The organism is Bacillus sp. FSL K6-2865 (assembly GCF_040311405.1).
GTDB classification, from domain to species: domain Bacteria; phylum Bacillota; class Bacilli; order Bacillales; family Bacillaceae; genus Bacillus; species Bacillus velezensis.
Genome location: NZ_CP152036.1, coordinates 1,594,402 through 1,614,585, shown reverse-complemented (window position 1 = coordinate 1,614,585; position 20,184 = coordinate 1,594,402). Strand labels below are relative to the sequence as shown.

General features: G+C 48.4%; 20 protein-coding genes. 1 reads left to right on the top strand and 19 read right to left on the bottom strand.

What is annotated here, in order from left to right:
- Positions 1-59 precede the first annotated feature (59 nt).
- The gene (locus NYE42_RS08030) at positions 60-1,727 is read right to left on the bottom strand and encodes a DAK2 domain-containing protein (protein ID WP_352426883.1); all 1,668 of its coding nucleotides are present in this window, start codon (positions 1,725-1,727) and stop codon (positions 60-62) included.
- Between the two features lie 15 nt (positions 1,728-1,742).
- The gene (locus NYE42_RS08025; RefSeq protein WP_003154327.1) at positions 1,743-2,105 is read right to left on the bottom strand and encodes an Asp23/Gls24 family envelope stress response protein; all 363 of its coding nucleotides are present in this window, start codon (positions 2,103-2,105) and stop codon (positions 1,743-1,745) included.
- 258 nt (positions 2,106-2,363) lie between these two features.
- On the opposite strand from NYE42_RS08025, the gene rpmB reads away from it, so the two are divergent.
- Positions 2,364-2,552, top strand: coding sequence for a 50S ribosomal protein L28 (rpmB, locus tag NYE42_RS08020; RefSeq protein WP_003154328.1), 189 nt, complete (start codon positions 2,364-2,366; stop codon positions 2,550-2,552).
- A 77-nt stretch (positions 2,553-2,629) separates the two neighbouring features.
- On the opposite strand, the gene spoVM is transcribed toward rpmB, so the two are convergent.
- From spoVM to NYE42_RS07935, 17 genes are all read right to left on the bottom strand, one after another.
- Positions 2,630-2,710, bottom strand: coding sequence for a stage V sporulation protein SpoVM (gene spoVM / locus NYE42_RS08015; RefSeq protein ID WP_003154329.1), 81 nt, complete (start codon positions 2,708-2,710; stop codon positions 2,630-2,632).
- 86 nt (positions 2,711-2,796) lie between these two features.
- Positions 2,797-3,441 carry a thiamine diphosphokinase gene (locus NYE42_RS08010; protein ID WP_227051239.1) on the bottom strand — a complete coding sequence of 215 codons (645 nt, stop codon included), beginning with the start codon at positions 3,439-3,441 and terminating at the stop codon, positions 2,797-2,799.
- Positions 3,442-3,506: 65 nt separating this feature from the next.
- Positions 3,507-4,160, bottom strand: a complete 654-nt coding sequence (rpe, locus tag NYE42_RS08005; RefSeq protein WP_352426882.1) for a ribulose-phosphate 3-epimerase — start codon at positions 4,158-4,160, stop codon at positions 3,507-3,509.
- A 1-nt stretch (position 4,161) separates the two neighbouring features.
- A complete protein-coding gene (gene rsgA, locus NYE42_RS08000; RefSeq protein ID WP_352426881.1) occupies positions 4,162-5,052 on the bottom strand; it encodes a ribosome small subunit-dependent GTPase A in 891 nt (296 codons plus the stop codon).
- A gap of 14 nt (positions 5,053-5,066) precedes the next feature.
- The gene (pknB, locus tag NYE42_RS07995; RefSeq protein ID WP_095352166.1) at positions 5,067-7,010 is read right to left on the bottom strand and encodes a Stk1 family PASTA domain-containing Ser/Thr kinase; all 1,944 of its coding nucleotides are present in this window, start codon (positions 7,008-7,010) and stop codon (positions 5,067-5,069) included.
- A complete protein-coding gene (locus NYE42_RS07990) occupies positions 7,004-7,765 on the bottom strand; it encodes a Stp1/IreP family PP2C-type Ser/Thr phosphatase (RefSeq protein WP_115940794.1) in 762 nt (253 codons plus the stop codon). Before NYE42_RS07990 ends, pknB begins: the two co-directional genes overlap by 7 nt.
- A gap of 5 nt (positions 7,766-7,770) precedes the next feature.
- Positions 7,771-8,862: a 23S rRNA (adenine(2503)-C(2))-methyltransferase RlmN gene (gene rlmN / locus NYE42_RS07985; RefSeq protein WP_053573429.1), complete on the bottom strand. Its 1,092-nt coding sequence runs from the start codon at positions 8,860-8,862 to the stop codon at positions 7,771-7,773.
- 3 nt (positions 8,863-8,865) lie between these two features.
- Complete coding sequence (gene rsmB / locus NYE42_RS07980) at positions 8,866-10,209, bottom strand: 16S rRNA (cytosine(967)-C(5))-methyltransferase RsmB (protein WP_095352168.1); 1,344 nt, start codon at positions 10,207-10,209, stop codon at positions 8,866-8,868.
- Positions 10,196-11,149 carry a methionyl-tRNA formyltransferase gene (gene fmt / locus NYE42_RS07975; RefSeq protein WP_095352169.1) on the bottom strand — a complete coding sequence of 318 codons (954 nt, stop codon included), beginning with the start codon at positions 11,147-11,149 and terminating at the stop codon, positions 10,196-10,198. Before fmt ends, rsmB begins: the two co-directional genes overlap by 14 nt.
- Before the next feature lie 4 nt (positions 11,150-11,153).
- A complete protein-coding gene (gene def, locus NYE42_RS07970) occupies positions 11,154-11,636 on the bottom strand; it encodes a peptide deformylase (protein WP_012117530.1) in 483 nt (160 codons plus the stop codon).
- A gap of 24 nt (positions 11,637-11,660) precedes the next feature.
- Positions 11,661-14,072, bottom strand: coding sequence for a primosomal protein N' (gene priA, locus NYE42_RS07965; RefSeq protein ID WP_039063083.1), 2,412 nt, complete (start codon positions 14,070-14,072; stop codon positions 11,661-11,663).
- On the bottom strand, positions 14,069-15,289 hold the full coding sequence (gene coaBC, locus NYE42_RS07960) for a bifunctional phosphopantothenoylcysteine decarboxylase/phosphopantothenate--cysteine ligase CoaBC (RefSeq protein ID WP_095352171.1): 1,221 nt from the start codon (positions 15,287-15,289) through the stop codon (positions 14,069-14,071). The genes priA and coaBC overlap by 4 nt, the downstream gene beginning before the upstream one ends.
- Before the next feature lie 90 nt (positions 15,290-15,379).
- A complete protein-coding gene (gene rpoZ / locus NYE42_RS07955; protein ID WP_003154346.1) occupies positions 15,380-15,583 on the bottom strand; it encodes a DNA-directed RNA polymerase subunit omega in 204 nt (67 codons plus the stop codon).
- Positions 15,584-15,586: 3 nt separating this feature from the next.
- The gene (gene gmk / locus NYE42_RS07950) at positions 15,587-16,201 is read right to left on the bottom strand and encodes a guanylate kinase (RefSeq protein WP_003154347.1); all 615 of its coding nucleotides are present in this window, start codon (positions 16,199-16,201) and stop codon (positions 15,587-15,589) included.
- A 7-nt stretch (positions 16,202-16,208) separates the two neighbouring features.
- Entirely contained in the window at positions 16,209-16,478 is a 270-nt protein-coding gene (gene remA / locus NYE42_RS07945; RefSeq protein ID WP_003154355.1) for an extracellular matrix/biofilm regulator RemA, read from the bottom strand.
- A gap of 76 nt (positions 16,479-16,554) precedes the next feature.
- Positions 16,555-17,430, bottom strand: a complete 876-nt coding sequence (locus NYE42_RS07940) for a YicC/YloC family endoribonuclease (RefSeq protein ID WP_095352182.1) — start codon at positions 17,428-17,430, stop codon at positions 16,555-16,557.
- Between the two features lie 81 nt (positions 17,431-17,511).
- Positions 17,512-20,184: a calcium-translocating P-type ATPase, SERCA-type gene (locus NYE42_RS07935; protein ID WP_144664706.1), complete on the bottom strand. Its 2,673-nt coding sequence runs from the start codon at positions 20,182-20,184 to the stop codon at positions 17,512-17,514.

Sequence of the window (20,184 nt, the reverse complement as noted above, 5' to 3'; positions counted from 1 at the left end):
ACTGCCGCACTGCCGCAGGTAAATAAAGGCATAAGAATAGAAGGGCCTGATAAGCCCTTCTATTCTGCCGCAAATATATATGGATACAGAGGCTGTCTGCCGTTATGGATTTCAACCTCGATATCTTCATAGACGCTTGCAATATACTCAGCGAGTTTCTCAGCTTCTTCTTCCGGCGCGTCCTCTCCGTACAGGATGGTGATGATTTCATCTTCATCCCCGATCATTTCATCCAGCAGCAATTTCGCCGCACTTATCCGATCTTCGGCGCTGCCGATAATTGAACTGTTTAAAATGCCGATAAAATCACCTTTTTTAATATCCTTGCCGTCGATATGGGTGTCTCTGACTGAATATGTCACCTGTCCGCTTTTCACATTCCGGATGGCCTCAAGCATATTGGCTTCATTTACGCCAGCCGGCTGGTCAGGGTTAAACGCAAGCAGGGCGGTCATGCCTTGAGGGACCGTTTTTGCCGGAATGACAATGACATTTTCTTCAGCCACGCTCGCCGCCTGATTGGCAGCCATCACAATATTGGAATTGTTCGGAAGAATGAAAACCGTCTCCGCATTGACAGACTGAACGGCTTCAACAATATCTTCCGTGCTCGGATTCATTGTCTGGCCGCCTTCGATTACGTGTGAAGCGCCGATGCTCGTAAACAATTCAGAAATGCCCTCTCCCATTGCCACAGTCACGATGCCAAAAGGCTTGCGGGCTTCTTTCATAACGCCGGCCGGCTTTTTTTCATCATGTTCTTGGCTGATGATTGAAGTATGCTGTTCCCTCATGTTTTCAATTTTAATTTTAATCAAATCGCCGTAACGCTGTGCGAGATTGAGTACGTTCCCTGGTTCTTCGGCATGAATATGAACTTTCGCCAGCGTATCATCAGCCACGACCAGCAATGAATCGCCGAAACGGCTCAGTTCGTTTCTGAACGTCTCTTCCTTGAACGTCCGTTTATCTTGATCCAGCCTCACCATCACTTCCGTACAAAATCCGAATTCAATGTCTTCTGTACTCAGCATGCTCTGCGCGCTTTTATGATGCTCGGCATTCACCATATCATCGAGTGCCGGAAGAACCGCTTTTTTCGGTACGGCCTCTCCTTTTAAAGCAGCCAAAAAGCCTTCATATACACAAAGCAGACCTTTTCCGCCGCTGTCAACGACACCGACGTCCTTTAAAACAGGAAGCAGATCCGGCGTGCGGTTCAGCGACGCTTCCGCTTCTTCAATAACGGCCTCCATGAGAGCAATGATATCGGTTTCTTCTTTAGCCGAGGCGACCGCTTTTTTAGCCGCATCCTTGGCCACGGTTAAAATCGTTCCTTCAACCGGTTTCATGACCGCCTTATATGCCATATCCACTCCCGCTTGGAGTGCTGCGGCAAATTCTTGGGCGTCTATTTGGTTTTTGTTTTCAATGCTCTTTGTGAAACCTCTGAACAATTGGGACAAGATCACCCCTGAGTTTCCTCTCGCTCCCATAAGCAGGCCTTTTGACAAGGCGATGCCGACTTTGCCGATGTCGGGTGAGTCAATGTGCTCTACCTCTCTTGCACCGGATGACATCGATAAATTCATATTTGTTCCGGTGTCGCCGTCAGGCACGGGAAACACGTTCAGCGCATCCACCGCGGATGCGTTTTGAGACAATGTCTCAGCCCCCGCCAGAATCATTGCCGCAAAAGCTCTCCCATCTAAGTTTCGTCTAGACAATACTCATCCTCCTCACTACGGGTTCGTTACTCGTACGCCTTGGACATAAATATTTACAGAATCAACTGCAAGTCCGATTGTTTGATTTACTGTGTATTTTACCTTCGTCTGAACATTGTGGGCTACTTCGGATATTTTAGTGCCGTAGCTGACAATAATGTACATGTCGATATGTATTTGTTCGGCTTCCTGACGGACATGTACGCCTTTTGCGAAGTTCTCTCTCCGGAGGATTTCAGACAAACCGTCTTTAATCTGGTTTTTTGAGGCCATCCCCACTATTCCGTAACAGTCAATGGCAGCGCCTCCGGCAACCATTGCGATGACTTCGTTGGATATATCAATCTGTCCGTATTTTGTCTTCATTTCAATGGACACACAGGTTCCTCCTTCAGATGCATAGAGTTATCATTATTCTACTATATGTATCCCATTATGAAAAGAAAAGATACAGACAGCGGCCTTCAGCGCGGAAATGTGATTGGTTTTACATGTCAAGTGATTTTTCTTGAAAGTAAGGGAAACAATAGTTGCAAACGGTTTTTAGCTGTGGTAAATTATTTAAAGTATTGTATAACGAAAGCATCTGAGACACTATGTTTGAAAAGATGTTTCGCGCAGTTAGGAGGGAAACAAATGGCACGTAAATGTTTTATTACAGGTAAAAAAACAAAAGCCGGAAACAACCGTTCTCACGCAATGAACGCTTCTAAGCGTACTTGGGGCGCCAACCTTCAAAAGGTCCGCATCCTCGTTGACGGCAAACCTAAAAAAGTATATGTATCTGCCCGGGCTTTAAAATCCGGTAAAGTTGAGCGTGTATAAGCAAAAATGAACGCCTGCCCTTTTATGCGGCAGGCGTTTTTTATGCGTTCAAAGAGGGCAATTTCAGCTTCTTGGGCTTACTCTTTTCTAAATGAGCCCAGCATCGCCCGGACAATTCCTCCTAAAAACTTCGGCAATTTAATGGTATAAAATTTCATTTTGTCCCCTCCTATAAGTCCCGTATCCGCTGCGTTCATCACTTTAGGATTCATGGTTTTTTCCGCATATGGCAGAAGCCGCTTTTCTAATCCGCGCTCCTTACCATTATTAATATGCCTTTTGCAAACGAAAAAGTACCTCGTGAATGAATGAGTTCGTTACTAATACATAGTGTGGAACCCACAGGAATATGACAATTATCAAGGGGATATTTAAAACCGTCGAGTGTCAGGCCGTCTGCCGCTTCCGTAAACGGAATGAAAGAAATATAGCGTCTGCGCGCTTTTTCTTCAATTGTATAACGGCCGGGCCCGAACATCTGAATGTCATTCTGCCGGTCGATCAGCACGACATCGGTATTCTTATGTAAGGCTTTATACAGCAGCTGGATGTTCCCTAAAAAGTGATCGGCTCTTCCGCCCGTCACACCGAATATCCGAATGGTTTCCGGTTCTTTTTGTAAAGCCCAGTCAAGGGCGAGTTCAAGATCGGTATAATCTTTTTCCGCCTGATACACATGGAGGGCCGGCGCTGCTTTTTGAATCTGCATGAGCTCCTCTTCCGTAATGCTGTCAAAATCACCGAAAGCTTCCTGCGGAATGATTCCGGCCTCCAAAAGAGCAACCGTCCCTTTATCGACTCCGACCCACATCGTATCTCCGTCTGTGTATTCGGATAGATCGGGAATAAGCTCCCGCGGGCCGCCCGCAACGATATTGATTGTCTTCATATGTTATCCTCTCTCTTAGACGCGAAAAGAGCCGGCGGCTTTCACCGGGCTCTTTTTCAGCATGTTTATGATGCGTTTCGGATGTCAGCGATGGCTTTTTTCCGATCCGGCTGATTATATACGGCAGACCCGGCAACAAGCAGATTGGCGCCCGCTTCAGCGCATAAAGGGGCTGTTTCTTTATTAACGCCTCCGTCCACCTCGATTAAAAGCTCAGACAGGCCTTTCTCCTCAGCCAGCTGTTTGACCTGACGGATTTTCGGCAGAACCGAATGAATGAAGCGCTGTCCGCCAAAACCGGGGTTAACCGTCATTAACAGCACAAGGTCAAGCTCCCCGATCACATGTTCAATCATGTGGATGGGCGTATGCGGATTGAGCACAACTCCCGCTTTTACCCCCTGCTCTTTTATCAATTGAATGGTCCGGTGAAGATGCGGACACGCTTCAGCATGAACGGAAAGGATATCCGCACCGGCTTTTGCGAATGCCGGGATGTAGCGGTCCGGGTTTTCAATCATAAGATGGACATCCAGCGGCAGATCAGTCACCGGACGGACGGCTTCAACGATAAGCGGCCCGATTGTAATGTTAGGGACGAAATGGCCATCCATGACATCAATATGGATATAGTCCGCCCCTCCTTTTTCCACGTCTTTAATTTCCTCGCCCAGTGAAGCAAAATCGGCGGAAAGAATTGATGGCGCAACCTTAATCATATTAATACCTCGGCTTTCTCTCTTTTATTTCCTGCATAAATTCTTTGTAATGCTCATAGCGGTACGGCTGAATTTCTCCTTCTTCCACCGCTTGCTTTACCGCGCATTTCGGCTCCTTAAGATGCAGACAGCCTCTGAATTTGCAAGAGGCGCTTATTTCTCTGATCTCAGGGAACGTGCTGCTCAGCTCTTCTTCCTCAATGCCGGTAAATTCAAGCGAACTGAACCCCGGAGTATCCGCAACCAGACCGCCTGATGTATGAATGAGCTCCACATGGCGCGTCGTATGTTTTCCGCGTCCCAAATGCGCGGAAATCTCGTTTGTTTTCAGCTCAAGCTCCGGGCTGATCGCATTTAAAAGCGAAGATTTTCCGACTCCGGACTGACCGGCAAACACCGTTGTTTTGTTCTCGAAGTGTTTCACAATGCCTGTTAAGCCGCTGTTTTCTTTTGATGACGTCACATATACGTCATAACCGATCGCCTGATAGTCTTGCACGTAAGAAAGTATCGCCTCTTTCGATTCCCCGTCTGCAGCTAAGTCCATTTTGGTTATGCAGATGATCGGGTGAATGCCATTGGCTTCCACAAGGACGAGAAAACGGTCCAATAAAGACGTGCTGAACGCCGGCTGAACGGCAGAAAAGACAAGAACGGCCTGATCGACATTTGAAATCGGCGGCCTGATCAGCTCGTTTGTTCGTTTTTTGATTTCCAGCAGGTAGCCTTCTTTATCATTTTCAGCCTGATAAACGGCATAATCGCCGACCAGGGGCGTTATTTTATTTTTTCTGAAAATGCCCCGGCCCCTGCATTGAATGATCTTGTCCTGTGATTCATCCAAGACATAATAGAATCCGCTTAACGCTTTTATAATTTTGCCCTCAGGCATAGGGTCCCTCCTTGTCAGTCATTATCTTTCGGGTATTCAATCGTTTTGTAGCTGACGACTTTATGATCGACCATCACTTGATAATACCCCTTCTGTCCCTGATCAATCTTCAGTTCAATTATTTTTTCAGTCGGCTCTTTTATTTTAAATGAGTCATACGTATCAGAGATGCTGTGGTCCTTATCATCGATGGCGATTTGCACTTCAAGCTCGTCCCCTTCATGTTCGGGTTCGTAAGGAATGCTGATTTTTTCTTTTACCGTTTTCGCCGGTTTTTCTTCAGGTCCGAGCGAGAACGTCACTTCAACATTACTTCCCGGCTTAACCGCAGTGCCGGCTGCCGGCTCTTGCTTCATGACTTGTCCTTCCGGCACGTCATCTGAATGGGCTTGTTTTTCAACAAGCTGCAGGCCGTTATCTTCAAGATACCCTGAAGCCGCTTCTTTGCTGTAAGTCTTTAAGTCCCTCAGCGTAACGTCCGCCGGGCCGAGGCTGACCGTTAGATTGACTTCATCGTCGCTTGCGACCATGTCGGTGCCGGCTGAGGGGTTCTGATCAATTACGGTGCCGGCCTCGCTGTCATCGTTTTCTTCTTTGACATTGACATGTTTGAAGCCTTTTTCCTTCAGCGCTTTTTTTGCGTCGCCGATCTGCCGCCCTTTCACGTCGATCAGCTGGGTTTTCGGTTTTCCGATGCTTTTGTACAGTTTTACAGAAGAGCCTTCTTTAACGGTAGACCCCGCTTTTGGGTCCGTTTTGACCATTAATTCCTCTTCTATTTTTTCATCTTCAATATCCGTTATATCAGGATCCGCCCGGAGCCCGTTCTTTTCAAGCAGGGCTTCCGCTTTTTCGTACTTCATGCCCCGTACGTCGGGGACGCTTACATCTTTAGGCATAAACAAAGACGGGAACACGGTGACCGCAAGAACAGCTGCCATAATGAAAATGAAACAGACGGCCAGCAAAACCCACGGCCATTTCCGTTTTTTCTTTTTGGCGGGCTGCTGTTCCTTATCATCCGTCTCCCCCGGCGTTTCCGCCTGAGGCGCGGCTTTTGCGCCGTCAGTAATAACGGGAATGGCTTTTGTCATTTCCTCATCATCCTGCACGGAAAATTTTTGTTCATTCAGCCTGCCGGCGTCAAAAGCCGTTCTGATGTCCGCTTCCATGTCCTCGGCGCTTTCATAGCGGTGAAACGGGTCTTTAGCGGTTGCCTTTAAAATAATGTTTTCGACGCTCTGCGGAATGGAAGGGTTCCACTTTCTGGCGGAAGGCGTTTCTGTTTGCAGATGCTTTAGCGCTATACTGACGGCTGATTCTCCGTCAAAAGGAATTTTACCTGTTAAAAGCTCAAACAGCACGATGCCGAGCGCGTAAATATCTGATTTTTTCGTTGCCAGACCGCCTCTCGCCTGCTCCGGAGACAAATAATGAACCGAGCCCAGCACAGAATTCGTATGTGTGATTGTCGTAGACGTAAGCGCTGTGGCGATGCCGAAATCCGTCACCTTGATATGCCCTAAATGATCTATCAATATATTGTGCGGTTTAATATCCCGGTGCACGATATGGTTTTGATGGGCATGGGCGATGGCCGAGACGATCTGCTCCATAACGGACAGCGCTTCTTTCGGATGAAGCGGTCCGTGTGCGTTTATGTATTCCTTTAATGTCATGCCTTCCACATATTCCATGACAATGTAATAAATATCGCCTTCCTCCCCGATATCGTAAATACTGACGATATTCGGATGATCGAGGCTTGATGCCGACTGTGCTTCTCTTCTGAAACGCCTGATAAAATCAATGTCATTCACAAAGTCAAACCGCAGAATTTTAATTGCGACTTCACGTTCGAGAATGATGTCCTCAGCTAAAAAAACGTTTGCCATTCCGCCGCCGCCAATGGGCCGGAGGATATGATAACGCCCGCTGATCCGCTTGCCGGTTAGCACTTGTCTTCACCCTCTTTTGCATCTGCGGAAAACTCAATCAACACAGCCGTGATGTTATCTTCGCCGCCGTTTTGATTCGCTTTGCTGATGAGAAGGTCTACTTTTTCCTGAGGATCAGATTCGGCTTGAAGCATTTGTTTGATCTCGTGATCTTCTATTTTATTTGACAGTCCGTCAGAGCATAAAAGCAGCTGATCGCCGTCAGACAGTTCAAAAGAACGGGCGTCGGAACTGATGGTTTCATCTGTCCCCAGCGCTCTCGTCAATACATTTTTCCGCGGATGGTGCTCGGCGTCCTCTTTCGAAATTTCCCCCGTCTTGACCAGCTCATTCACAAGCGAATGGTCTTCAGTCAGCTGAGTGAATTCCCCCTCTTGAAGCAGGTAGCACCGGCTGTCACCGATATGAGCCACAGTGACAAACTTCCCGGTGAATAAGGCGCAAACAACAGTGGTGCCCATTCCCCGGCATTCTTCATTCGCTTTAGCGTGGTCATGTACTTTGACATTCGCCTCATGAATCCGGTCTTTCAGCCAATCCTCGCAAGCAGACGGCAGAGAAGGAACCGTTTCGGTCCGGTTCCACTGCTCTTCCATCGCCGCAACCGCCATCCTGCTCGCTACATCTCCGGCAAGATGACCGCCCATGCCGTCGGCGACAACCGCAAGCACCGCGTCTTCTTTTGTGAAAATGCCCGCCGCATCTTCATTATGCCGGCGGACTTTACCTGTATCTGTTTTCAAGGCTGTAATCAACCTCTTCACCTCGTCTCGTCTTGACGCTCCTTCGCGCGAAGCTGACCGCAGGCCGCGTCAATGTCATGGCCTTGCTCTCTTCTGATCGTGACATTTACACCGCGGGATTTTAACGTTTTTTCGAATGCGAAAATCTGATCTCTCGGTGTGCGGACGTAATCCCGTTCAGGCACATAGTTTACCGGAATTAAATTGACATGGCATTTCACGTCTTTTAACAGTTCTGCAAGCTCTTCTGCGTGTTCGACCTGATCATTTACGCCGCCGAACAGCCCGTATTCAAAGCTGATCCGTCTGCCTGTTTTCTCGATGTAATATTTGACGGCCTCCATAAGGTCAGGAAGCTTATAGGCTTTGTTAATCGGCATCAGACGGCTTCTGATTTCCGTATTCGGAGCATGCAGAGAAATCGCGAAATTGATCTGCATTTTTTGATCGGCGAAATCGTAAATCTTCGGAATGATTCCGCTGGTGGAAACTGTGATATGACGCGCTCCGATGTTCAGCCCTTTATCGTGGTTAATGATTTTTAAGAAAGCGAGCATTTCATTGAAATTATCAAACGGCTCTCCGATTCCCATGATGACGACTGAGCTGACGCGTTCATCCGTTTCATCAAGCGCCTTTTGCACTTTCACGACTTGAGCGACGATTTCTCCCGCTTCAAGATTCCGTTTCAGTCCGCCGAGCGTTGACGCGCAAAATGTGCAGCCGATCCGGCAGCCGACCTGTGTCGTTACACATACAGAATTACCATACTCGTGTCTCATTAAAACCGTTTCGATCGTATAACCGTCATGAAGCTCAAATAAAAATTTCATCGTGCCGTCTTGAGATGTCTGTTTTACAGCCGTTTTCAGCGTTGTCAGCACAAAATGGCTCTCGAGTTTTTCACGCAGGCTTTTTGAGAGGTTTGTCATTTCATCAAATGAAGAAACCCGCTTCTCATAAAGCCATTCAAAAATCTGTGCTGCGCGGAACGGCTTTTCGCCATTGTCGGTCAGCCATTGTTTGATTTCATCTAATTCAAAAGAGTAAATGGACGGCTGCTCAGTCCGCAGCTCTTTCCGTACGCTTGTCTTTTTTAATTGTGTCATTTTTTATCCCTTCTTTCTCATGCTGCTAATAAAGAAACCGTCTGTTCCGAAATAATGCGGAAGAATTTGAAGGCTTCCATCCTGAACAAAGGGTCTCGCCTTTTCAGGCAGCCGCTTTTCAAGAGACAAATCGGGTTCAAACTCAGGGTGTTCTTGTATAAACGCATGCATAACTTCTTCATTTTCTGTCCGGTCCATTGTACACGTACTGTATACGAGTGTGCCACCTTTTTTTACTAATGGGGCGATTTCCCTTAAAATGCCGAGCTGGATTTCTGACAGCCGTCTGCTGTCCTCCGGCGTCTTCGTATATTTCATATCGGGTTTTCTTCTGATGACGCCGAAACCTGAGCAAGGGGCATCAACGAGAATACGGTCAAACCGTTCTGCGCCAAAGGCCTCTCCCGCTTTTCGCGCATCCATCGTTTGCGCGTCGATGATCGTAAGTCCGAGCCGTTCTGCGCCCTCTTTAATCAGCTTTACTTTATGGCGGTGAAGATCAAGTGATGTGAGGCTCCCCTCGTTCTCCATCAGTTCCGCAATGTGAGCCGACTTTCCGCCCGGTGCGGCGCATGCATCTAAAACGGTTTCGCCCGGCTTCGGGTCCAGCGCCCGCGCGACAAGCATTGAGCTTTCATCCTGTATGGATACCCGGCCGTTTTGGAAAAATGCCGTGTTCGCGATGCTTCCTTTCAAAAGCTTAATCGCATCAGGAGAAAGGTCTCCGGCTTCCGCTTCCAGACCGGCATTCTCCATCTCATTCAGCACCGTTTCCCTGTCGCTCTTTATGTGATTGACACGGAGCGTCTGCTTCGGCGGAATGAGATGAATCCGGCAGATCTTTTCAGCTGCCTCAAAGCCGTACGCCACGACCCACTCTTTTACGAGCCATTCGGGATGGCTTGTCTCTGTAGAAAGACGGAGAACCGGGTCTTCAATTTCAGCGAATGACGGCGCCCCTTCACGCTGCAGGGAGCGGAGGATGCCGTTGACAAAGGACGCAATGCCCTTATGCCCGCGTTTTTTGGCGATCTCAACCGCTTCATGAATGGCGGCGCGATCCGGTATTTTTTCTAAATACTCCATTTGATACGCGGACAGACGAAGCAGCTGAATCACCCATGGCTTCACTTTATTCGGCTTGCGGATAAAAGGCTTCAGCATGTAGTCTAAGGCGATTTTATTTTGCAGCGTTCCGTAGACAAGCTCTGTCAGCAGTCCTCTGTCCTGATCGCTGAGCGTGTTCGTTTTGATAACCGAGGTAAGAAGCAGGTTGCTGTATGCCTGATTTTGCTCAAGCTTCTCAAGCGCTTCAAGGGCGAGCTCCCGGACATTAATTTTCTTCATTTGCTTCTCCTAACACGTCACCGGGCTGCACATTTTTGCCTCTTACAAAATCTTCGCCCTTCATCCGTTTTTTTCCCGCCGGCTGCAGTTCAGTGATTAAAAGGGCGGTGCTGTTTCCTGATGCGACGACAATGCCGTTTTGCTCCGTGCGGATGACTGTTCCGGGCGCAGCTTCAGTTTTTGCCGCAACTTTTTCAGAAGCCCATACTTTCATATTTTGACCGTTCAAAGTTGTATAGGCGACAGGCCAAGGGTTTAAACCTCTGATCTGGTTGTAAATCTCTTCTCCGGGCTTTGCCCAATCAATCCGCTCCTGCTCACGCTTAATGTTAGGCGCGTAAGTCGCTTTTGATTCGTCCTGTTTGATCGGTTTAATATTTGCGGAAATGACGTTCGGGACGGTCTCTGACAAAAGCTTTGCCCCCGCTATGCTTAATTTGTCGTGAAGCGTGCCGACGTTATCCTTTTCATCAATCTCCACCTCGATTTTCGAAATCATATCGCCCGCATCAAGCTTTTCAACCATATACATGATTGTCACGCCCGTTTTCTTCTTGCCTTGGAGAATCGAATAATGTATCGGCGCTCCGCCTCTTAATTCAGGCAATAGTGACGCGTGTACGTTGATACAGCCGTATTTCGGGCCGTCCAGCAGCTGCTTGGGCAGGATCTGTCCGAATGCCGCCGTAACAATCAGGTCCGGCTTCAGGCTGAGCACTTTTTCTATTTCTTCTTCGAGCCTTACTTTTTCGGGCTGAAGCACGGGAATGCCGTGACGTTCAGCTTCAGCCTTAACAGGAGGGGGCGTCATGATTTTTTTTCTGCCTTTCGGGCGGTCAGGCTGCGTAACGACACCAACCACTTCATACCCGTCTTCAATAAGCATGCGCAGGACGGGAACTGAAAAATCGGGCGTTCCCATAAAAACGATCCTTGTCATCCAATCATCCTTCCATTTCTGCCAGTTCTTCTTCAGTGTAGTAAGCCGTAATTTTTGATGTGAATAAAATGCCGTCTAAATGATCCATTTCATGCTGAACGGCTCTGGCCAAAAAACCCTCCGCTTCTAAAATAAACGGTTTTCCTTTACGGTCATAGGCTTTTACCTTTACGTAATCCGGGCGGGTGACATCGCCGTAAACCCCTGGAAAGCTTAAGCAGCCCTCGACTCCGGTCTGTTCACCGCTCTTTTCAAGAATAACCGGATTTACAAGGTCGATCCGGCCGCTTTCTTCACCGATGTCCACGACGGCCGCTCTTTTTAAAATGCCGATTTGCGGCGCGGCGAGACCGACGCCATCCATTTCGAGCATCGTATCGTACATATCGTCAAGCAGTTTTTTTAATTTTTTATCAAACACTGTCACTTCATCGGCTGGTGTTTCCAGAACCTCCGCCGGATGTGTGACGATTTTTTTCACAGCCAAAATTTTGCCCTCCAAAAACTAATGTTACATCAGCATGTACGGATTCATATCGATTGAAATCATGACATGCTTTTGCGCAATGTCGCGTTTATAGTGCTCCAGTATCTTTTTCAACTGAATCTGCAACTCGTTTTCCTGTCTGTATTTTATCACGCATTGATAGCGATATCTATCTTTGATCCTGGCGATCGGGGAAGCCGCCGGCCCGAGAATTTTCGTATCAGGCCCGCATCCCGCTCTTAAATAGTTTGTAATCTTTTCTGCGGTGACCGCGGCTTTTGCCGCTTCTTCATGAGAAACGGTCACCAGCGCCACGTAATAATAAGGCGGGTATGACTGGGCCCGTCTGTGCGCCATTTCCTGCTGAAAAAAAGTTTCATAGTCATGCGTTTTCGTCAGCTGAATGCTGTAATGAGACGGTGTATACGTTTGAATGACCACCGTTCCCGGCTTTTCATGCCGCCCGGCCCGGCCGCTTACCTGCGTCAGCAGCTGGAATGTCTTCTCCGCGGCCCTGAAATCAGGGATGTGAAGCGTCGTATCTGCGCTTAATACTCCGACGAGCGTCACGTTCGGAAAATCAAGCCCTTTTGCGATCATCTGCGTACCGAGCAGGATATCCGCTTTTCCTTCACCGAACGCTGACAACAGTTTTTCATGGGCGCCTTTTCTTGAAGTGGTGTCCACATCCATCCTGATCACGCGCGCCTGAGGCAGCACTTTCGTAAGCTCCTCCTCCACACGCTGCGTTCCCGTGCCGAAAAAGCGGATATGTTCGCTGCCGCATTCCGGGCATGTTCCCGGGACAGGTTCCTCATGGCCGCAGTAATGGCATTTCAGCCTTTGTCCGTAGCGGTGATAAGTCATCGAAATGTCGCAATGCGGACATTGCGGCACATAACCGCAGTCCCGGCACATCACAAACGAGGAATAACCCCGTTTATTCAGAAAAAGGACGGCCTGCTCTTTTTTTGCAAGCTTCTCTTCCAGCTGTTCCATCAGTTCTCTTGAAAACATTGATCTGTTGCCGTTTCTCAGTTCTTCTCTCATATCAACGAGAGAAACGTCAGGCATGAGCTGGCGATTTACGCGATGTTTTAATGGAAGCAGCTCATAAACGCCTTTTTTCGCCCGCGCAAATGACTCCAATGTCGGCGTGGCGCTCCCGAGGACGACCGGACAGCTGTGATGCTCGGCCCGGCGGATGGCTACGTCCTTTGCATGATACCGCGGCATTTCCTCCTGCTTATAGGAAGATTCGTGCTCTTCATCAATAATGATCATGCCGAGATTTTCAAACGGGGCAAAGATGGCCGATCTGGCTCCGACGACAAGCCGGACTTCCTTGCGCTGAATCTTCCGCCATTCATCGTATTTTTCACCTGTGGATAATCCGCTGTGCATGACCGCAACCTGTGAGCCGAAGCGGCCTTTAAAACGGTTGACCATTTGCGGTGTCAACGAGATTTCCGGAACGAGCACGATGGCTTCTTGTCCTTTTGCCAGCACTTTTTCAATGGATTGCAGGTAAATTTCCGTTTTGCCGCTTCCCGTGACGCCGTGAAGCAGAAAGACGTGATGGACATGATCGGCTACAGCTTGTTTAATTGGCTCAAAAGCGGCCTGCTGCTCTTCTGTAAGAGAGAGCGGCTCTGTTTTTTTGAACATTCTGTCCTGATAAGGATCGCGGTAAACCTCCTCAAAGCTTTCCGTAAGAAGCCCCTTTTTAAGAAGTGTTTTCAGCGTCGCGGAACTGGAATCGGTCTTTTTGCAAAGCTCGGCCGCGGAAATCTTTGCTCCCCCGCCGATAAAATAAGTAAGCACGGCGAGCTGTTTAGAAGCCTGCTTTGTCAATGAATCTGCGTGCCGGGCGAGTTCTTCTTTGTCCGCCCCCGCTTCGATCATGCGGATCATTTTTTTATTCGTTTTTTGGGCGACTTTATATGTGACATCAATGCTTCCTTTGCGCACGAATTTTTGAAGTGACGAAAGAATGCTTTCATCGGTAATATCCGAGTACAGAAGACTTTTTTGATTCCTGAAAAGCTGTTTGATGTCCGGTGTCAGCGCTTCTTCGTCAACGACTTTCAGCTCTTTCTCGTACTTCGCCTTCAGTGCGGCGGGCAGCATTGCCTGAAGCGCCGTGATTTTAAACGACAGCGTTTTGTCAGAAAGCCATGAAGACAGCTGCATCAGTTCCTCAGTCAGAACGGGCGTCAAATCAAGAAGCTTCTCGACTTCCTTCATTGAGCCGCCGTTTAATTCAGACGAATCTTTCAAACCGGTCACAAATCCTTGAAGCTTGCGCGGGCCAAACGGGACAATCACCCGCATGCCGACTTCGATCATCCCTTTTAAATGATCGGGAATTTTGTAATCAAAGGGTCTGTCAATGTTTTTGGAGCTGACATCGACAATGACTTCTGCTACATTCATACGGGTTTTCGGTCCTCGGCTTTCAAAGCGGTCATTTCCTTCAGCATTTCAAAGGAAACGTCAAGTTTAGACATAAGCGCAAGCTCCCGTTTTCTTCCGTCCCGGAAATAGAAGGTGACGACATTCGTATCCGTGCCAAATCCGGCCCCTTCTGCTTTCACATCATTCGCAACGATCATATCAAGGTTTTTCTGTTCGAGTTTTCTGCGCGCATAGCGTTCGACGTCTTGCGTTTCAGCCGCAAATCCGACCAGCAGCTGGTGTGTTTTCCGTTCGCCGAGTTCTTTCAGTATGTCTGCCGTACGGTTGAATTCGATCACGAGCGAACCGTCTTTCTTCTTCATTTTGTGATCAGAAACAGCCGCCGGCGTAAAATCGGCCACGGCCGCCGTCTTAATCACCATGTCGCATGAATCAAACACAGAAAGCACGGCTTCTCTCATATCGGCTGCCGATTGCACAGGAAGAAACTGATACATCCCGACTGGCGGCTCTATTGACACCGGGCCTGAAATCAGCGTCACCCGCGCCCCGAGACGGACGGCGGCTTCAGCAGCGGCGTAGCCCATTTTGCCGGTGGATTTATTTGTGAAGAAGCGGACAGGGTCCACGGCTTCGCGCGTCGGACCGGCCGTAATGACAATATGTTTTCCTTTCAGCGGCGCATCGTCTTCAGGCTCCTTAAAATGCTCTCTGACACGCTCAACAATAAGCTCCGGCTCCTCCAGCCTTCCTTTGCCGACATATCCGCATGCCAAATAGCCTTCACTCGGCTCGATAAAGCGGACCCCGTCCTGATAAAGCACAGAGATGTTCCGTTTCACCGCCGGATGATCATACATATGGACATTCATCGCAGGCGCCACCCAGACCGGGGCCTCAGCCGCCAGCACCGTCGTTGTGAGCATATCGTCAGCAATTCCGTTGGCAAGCTTGCCGATGATATTTGCCGTAGCGGGCGCGACAATAATTAAATCCGCCCAGTCAGCGGCATCAATATGAGAAATCACCTTCGGATTTTGTTCATTAAATGTATCTGTATACACTTCATTCCGGCTCAGCGCCTGAAATGTCAGCGGAGAAACAAACTCACGCGCGGACTCAGTCATAATCACTTTGACGTTTGCGCCGGCCTGAACCAGCTTGCTCGTGAGTGCGGAAGCTTTATAAACGGCAATTCCTCCGCTTACGCATAGCAAAATGTTTCGGTTTTTCATGAAGTCTTCTCCCCTTTATGAAAGCATTGGACAAATCCCAAACGGAAAAAAATAACAACCTATGTAGAGATAGGTTGCTACGTGTGCTTGTTATTCGCTGTCTTCTCTTTCAAACGAAAGCAGGCCCGCGTCAATTTCTTCTAAAGCTTTGCCTACATATTTGTGAGAAATGGTATGTTCAATCTGCTGGTCTTTTTTGATCTGCATTTCACGCGCGCGTCTTGCAGACACGGTCACCAGCGTATATTTAGAATCTAATTTATTCATTAAAGAGTCAATTGACGGATCTAACATAAGTTATTCTACCTCCAGCATTTTCTTATATCTCGGAGCGACGCGTTCACGTTTTAAGTGCTCGGCGAGAACGATTGCGTTAATCTTATCACAAGCCGTTTGGATATCGTCGTTTTCAACGACATAATCATACGCGTCCATCATTTCGATTTCAGCTTTTGCGGCATTCATTCTGTTTTCGATTAAATCGTCGGTTTCAGTCCCTCTTGTCACGATTCTGTTTTTCAGCTCAGAAAGACTCGGCGGCGCTAAGAAGATAAACAGGCCTTCCGGAAATGCATTCCGCACTTGGAGCGCGCCCTGCACTTCAATCTCTAAGAAGACGTCTTTTCCTTCTTGAAGCGTCTGTTCGACATAATCAACGGGCGTTCCGTAATAGTTGCCGACATATTCTGCCCACTCAAGCAGTTTGTTGTTTTCAATCATGCGTTCGAATTCATCTCTGGATTTAAAGAAATAATCGACGCCGTCGACCTCGCCCTCTCTCGGGTTTCTCGTCGTGACTGAAATTGAGTATTCAAATTTCGTGTCCTGTTGTGAAAATATTGCTTGCCGAACCGTTCCTTTTCCAACTCCGGAGGGACCTGAGAGAACGATTAATAACCCTCTTTCTTTCATGCGGCAATTACCCCTGCCCTTCATCCATAATTTCTTCTTTCACAGAAAGTCTGTGTGCAACTGTCTCAGGCTGGACGGCAGATAAGATAATGTGATCACTATCCATGACGACAACTGCACGGGTTCTTCGTCCGTATGTAGCGTCTATTAGCATTCCGCGGTCTCTTGCATCCTGGATCATTCGCTTTATTGGCGCAGACTCCGGGCTGACAATCGAAATCATCCGATTGGCGGAGATGATATTGCCAAATCCGATATTAATCAGTTTAATCGTCATCTTCTACGTTCCCCCTGTAAAATAGACGTCTCTAGTGTAACCTGAAGAGGCCGTCTGTAAACAATACGCACAGTCCCTATTCTATATTTTGCACTTGTTCCTTCAATTTTTCAATAGAACTTTTCATTTCAACGACAAGCTTTGTGATTTGATGATCATTGGCTTTTGAGCCGATCGTGTTCGCTTCTCGGTTAAGCTCCTGAACAAGGAAATCAAGTTTGCGGCCGACTGCCCCGCCTTCTTTTAATATATCACGGAATTGAACAAAATGGCTCTTCAATCTGGTAATTTCTTCCGTTATATCAGAACGATCGGCGAAAATGGCGCATTCCGTGATCAGCCTGCTTTCGTCGAGCGCATCCTCCGTCCATTCCTTCATTCGGGCGTAAAGACGCTCGCGGTATTGAATAACAACGGCCGAAGCGCGCTCTTTCACCTGTTCGGACAGCGTCTCAAGCCGCTCAATGTGCAGAAAGCAGTCTTCCGCCAAAAGCCGTCCTTCTTTTTCCCTCATGTCACAAAGTTCCTTTACAGCCAGCTCAGCGGCTTCCCTGATGACTTCTTCAAGCTTGTCATCACGCATCTGTTCTTCGTGTATCTGCGCAATATGTTCAAATTTAAAGAACTCCATTGCATCGGGTTCTGCGGCCAGGCTGTAGCGCGCTTTCATGACGCGTGCGGCGCTCACATATTCATCAAGGAGCTCCCAATCGATGTTCAGGCTTCTTTTTATGAGCGCGTCACTGTTTACAGTGAGAAACAGCTCTACTCTTCCGCGCTGTATATGCTGCAATATCGTTTGTTTCAGCTTATCCTCTACATATAGCAAAGGCCGTGGCAGGCGGGCGTTCACTTCTTTGAACCGGTAATTGACGGATTTCAATTCAACGGTTGCCGAGAGATCGCCTTTTGTGCTGCTTGCGCTGCCGAAGCCTGTCATACTCCGTATCATATGAAACACCCAATTCTTTCCCGTTATCAAAATAAAAGGGCAATAGACATGCTATTACCCCTAAGATTATATCATATGGAATTATTTTTTTCTTGTCAAAAGTGAACCCGCCAGCAAAAAAGTAGGTATGCCCGACATACCGATAATCAGCATCCAATCGCCCGGCGTAATCGGCACTGTTTTGAAAATCGGCTGCAGCGGCGGATAATAGATGACGATGACCATCAGGAAGATAGAAGAAATGATGGCCCCGAGCAGATAGATATTTTCAAACGGATTCCGGGAGAAAACAGACGTTTCGCTCCGGCAGTCAAACACGTGTATAAGCTGAGCCAGGACAAGAGTCGCGAATGCAACGGTCTGTGCGTAGGGCAGATTTTCAGGATTGCGGTGATAGACGATGATAAACGCTAAAATGGTTGCAGCTCCGATTAAAAACCCTCTTGATACGACTTTCCAGCCCAGTTTTCTCGCAAACACTCCTTCTTTCGGATGCCGCGGCTTCCGCCTCATCAGGTCTCCTTCCGGCTGATCCATACCGAGGGCCATCGCCGGCAGCCCGTCAGTGACTAAGTTCACCCACAATATCTGAATCGGAACGAGCGGCAGCGGCAGAGCGAGAAGCATCGCAAACAGCATCACTAAAATTTCACCTACGTTGGAGGCGAGCAAATACCGGACGAATTTTCTTATATTTTCATAGATATTCCGTCCCTCTTTTATGGCTGATTTAATCGTAGCAAAGTTATCATCTACCAGAATGAGAGAAGAGGCTTCCTTTGCCACATCCGTTCCCGTCACGCCCATGGCAACACCGATATCTGCCTGCTTTATGGCCGGCGCGTCATTAACCCCGTCTCCCGTCATGGCGACGACGTGTCCGTTTTCCTGGAACGCTTTGACGATTTTCAATTTATGTTCAGGCGACACGCGTGCGAAGACGTAGACATCATCGACCGTTTCGATAAGTTCTTTCTCCGTAAGCTCATTCAGCGTCTTGCCGTCCATCACACGCCCCTTTTTCGGAAGAAGACGCAAATCTTTTGCAATGGCCTTTGCCGTTTCGACGTGATCCCCTGTGATCATAACCGTTTTAATGCCGGCTTCACGGCATTCTTTAATCGCCTGTCTGACCTCCGGACGGGGCGGATCAATTATGCCTGACAAGCCGAGCATCGTCAGATTTTTTTCCGCCTGCTCCATTGTCGGCTTTTCTCCGGGCTTAAGCGGTTTATAAGCAATCGCGATCGTACGCAAAGCTTGCGACGCCAGCTCTTTCAGAACCGCTTCCGTTTCTGCTTTCTTTTCTTCTGAAAAAGGCGTACTTCTTGCGCCGTGCATCAGATGTGACGAGCGGTCAATCAGCACATCGGGCGCTCCTTTAGTGATGACGAACTGCTTTTTTTCCTGATCCTCTACAATGACGGTCATCATTTTGCGGACGGAGTCAAACGGAAACTCGGCAACCACGCGGTAGTGCCCGTTGAGCCAATCGTTTGAATAACCGCCCTTTCTTGCAGCCGTCAGCAGCGCTCCTTCTGTCGGATCGCCGTCGAGTACATAACGGCCGTCTTTCAGTGCGATTTCGGATGTGTTGCACAACGCGCCGAAAACCAACATCTGTTCAAGAATCTTCTCATCTTTCGGCTTGATTTCCCGCTCATCTCGGGTGAAAACGCCCTCCGGCTCATAGCCGATGCCTGACACTTTATAAATTTTGCCGCCTGACCACATATGGGTGACGGTCATTTTGTTTTGTGTCAGCGTGCCGGTTTTATCAGAACAAATGACAGAGGCGCAGCCCAATGTTTCAACCGCCGGGAGCTTTCTGACAATTGATTTTTGTTTGATCATGCGCTGGACGCCGATTGATAATGCCACCGTAACAATGGCGGGAAGCCCTTCCGGAATCGCGGCGACGGCCAATGACACCCCGGCCAAAAACATGCTGTAAAGATCATGTCCCTGTAAGACGCCGACTGCAACGACCAATACCGTTAAAAGGAGCGCGACGATAATTAAAATTTTGCCGAGCTCTTCAAGTCTTCGCTGCAGCGGTGTTGAAAGGCTGCCGGCGGATTCCAGCATATCGGCGATTTTCCCCATTGCCGTATTCATTCCTGTACCGACGACGACGCCGACACCGCTGCCGCGCGTTACAATCGTACCCATAAACGCCATATTGCTGATGTCGCCTAACGAAACATCCGGCTTTCTCAGTTTATCAGCTTGTTTAACCACCGGAATTGATTCCCCGGTCAGCGCCGATTCCTCAATTTCAAGGCTTTTTGCTTCAACGATCCGCACATCCGCGCCAATCCGGTCGCCGCTTGAAAATTTCATGATATCGCCGGGAACGAGCTCCTTGGACTGAATTTTCTTCCAGCTCCCGTCCCGCAACGCTGACACATACGGCGTTGACAGCTCTTTTAATGCATGTAAAGACTTTTCCGCCCGCCGCTCTTGAAAAAAACCGAGAACCCCATTGACAAATACAATCGCCATAATCGCTACGGCATCTACATATTCGCCTAAAAACCCGGATATTAAGGTTGCCGCCAGCAGCACGAGCACCATAAAATCTTTAAATTGGGCGAAAAACACGGCGATCGCCGGTGTCCTCTTGCCCTCCTGAAGCTCGTTCGGTCCGTGCTTTTCAAGGCGTTTTTTCACCTCTTTTTCGGTCAACCCCTGTTTAATGGACGTATTTGTTGCTTTCAGCAAATCGGTTTGTCCCATTTCATGAAACTTCAT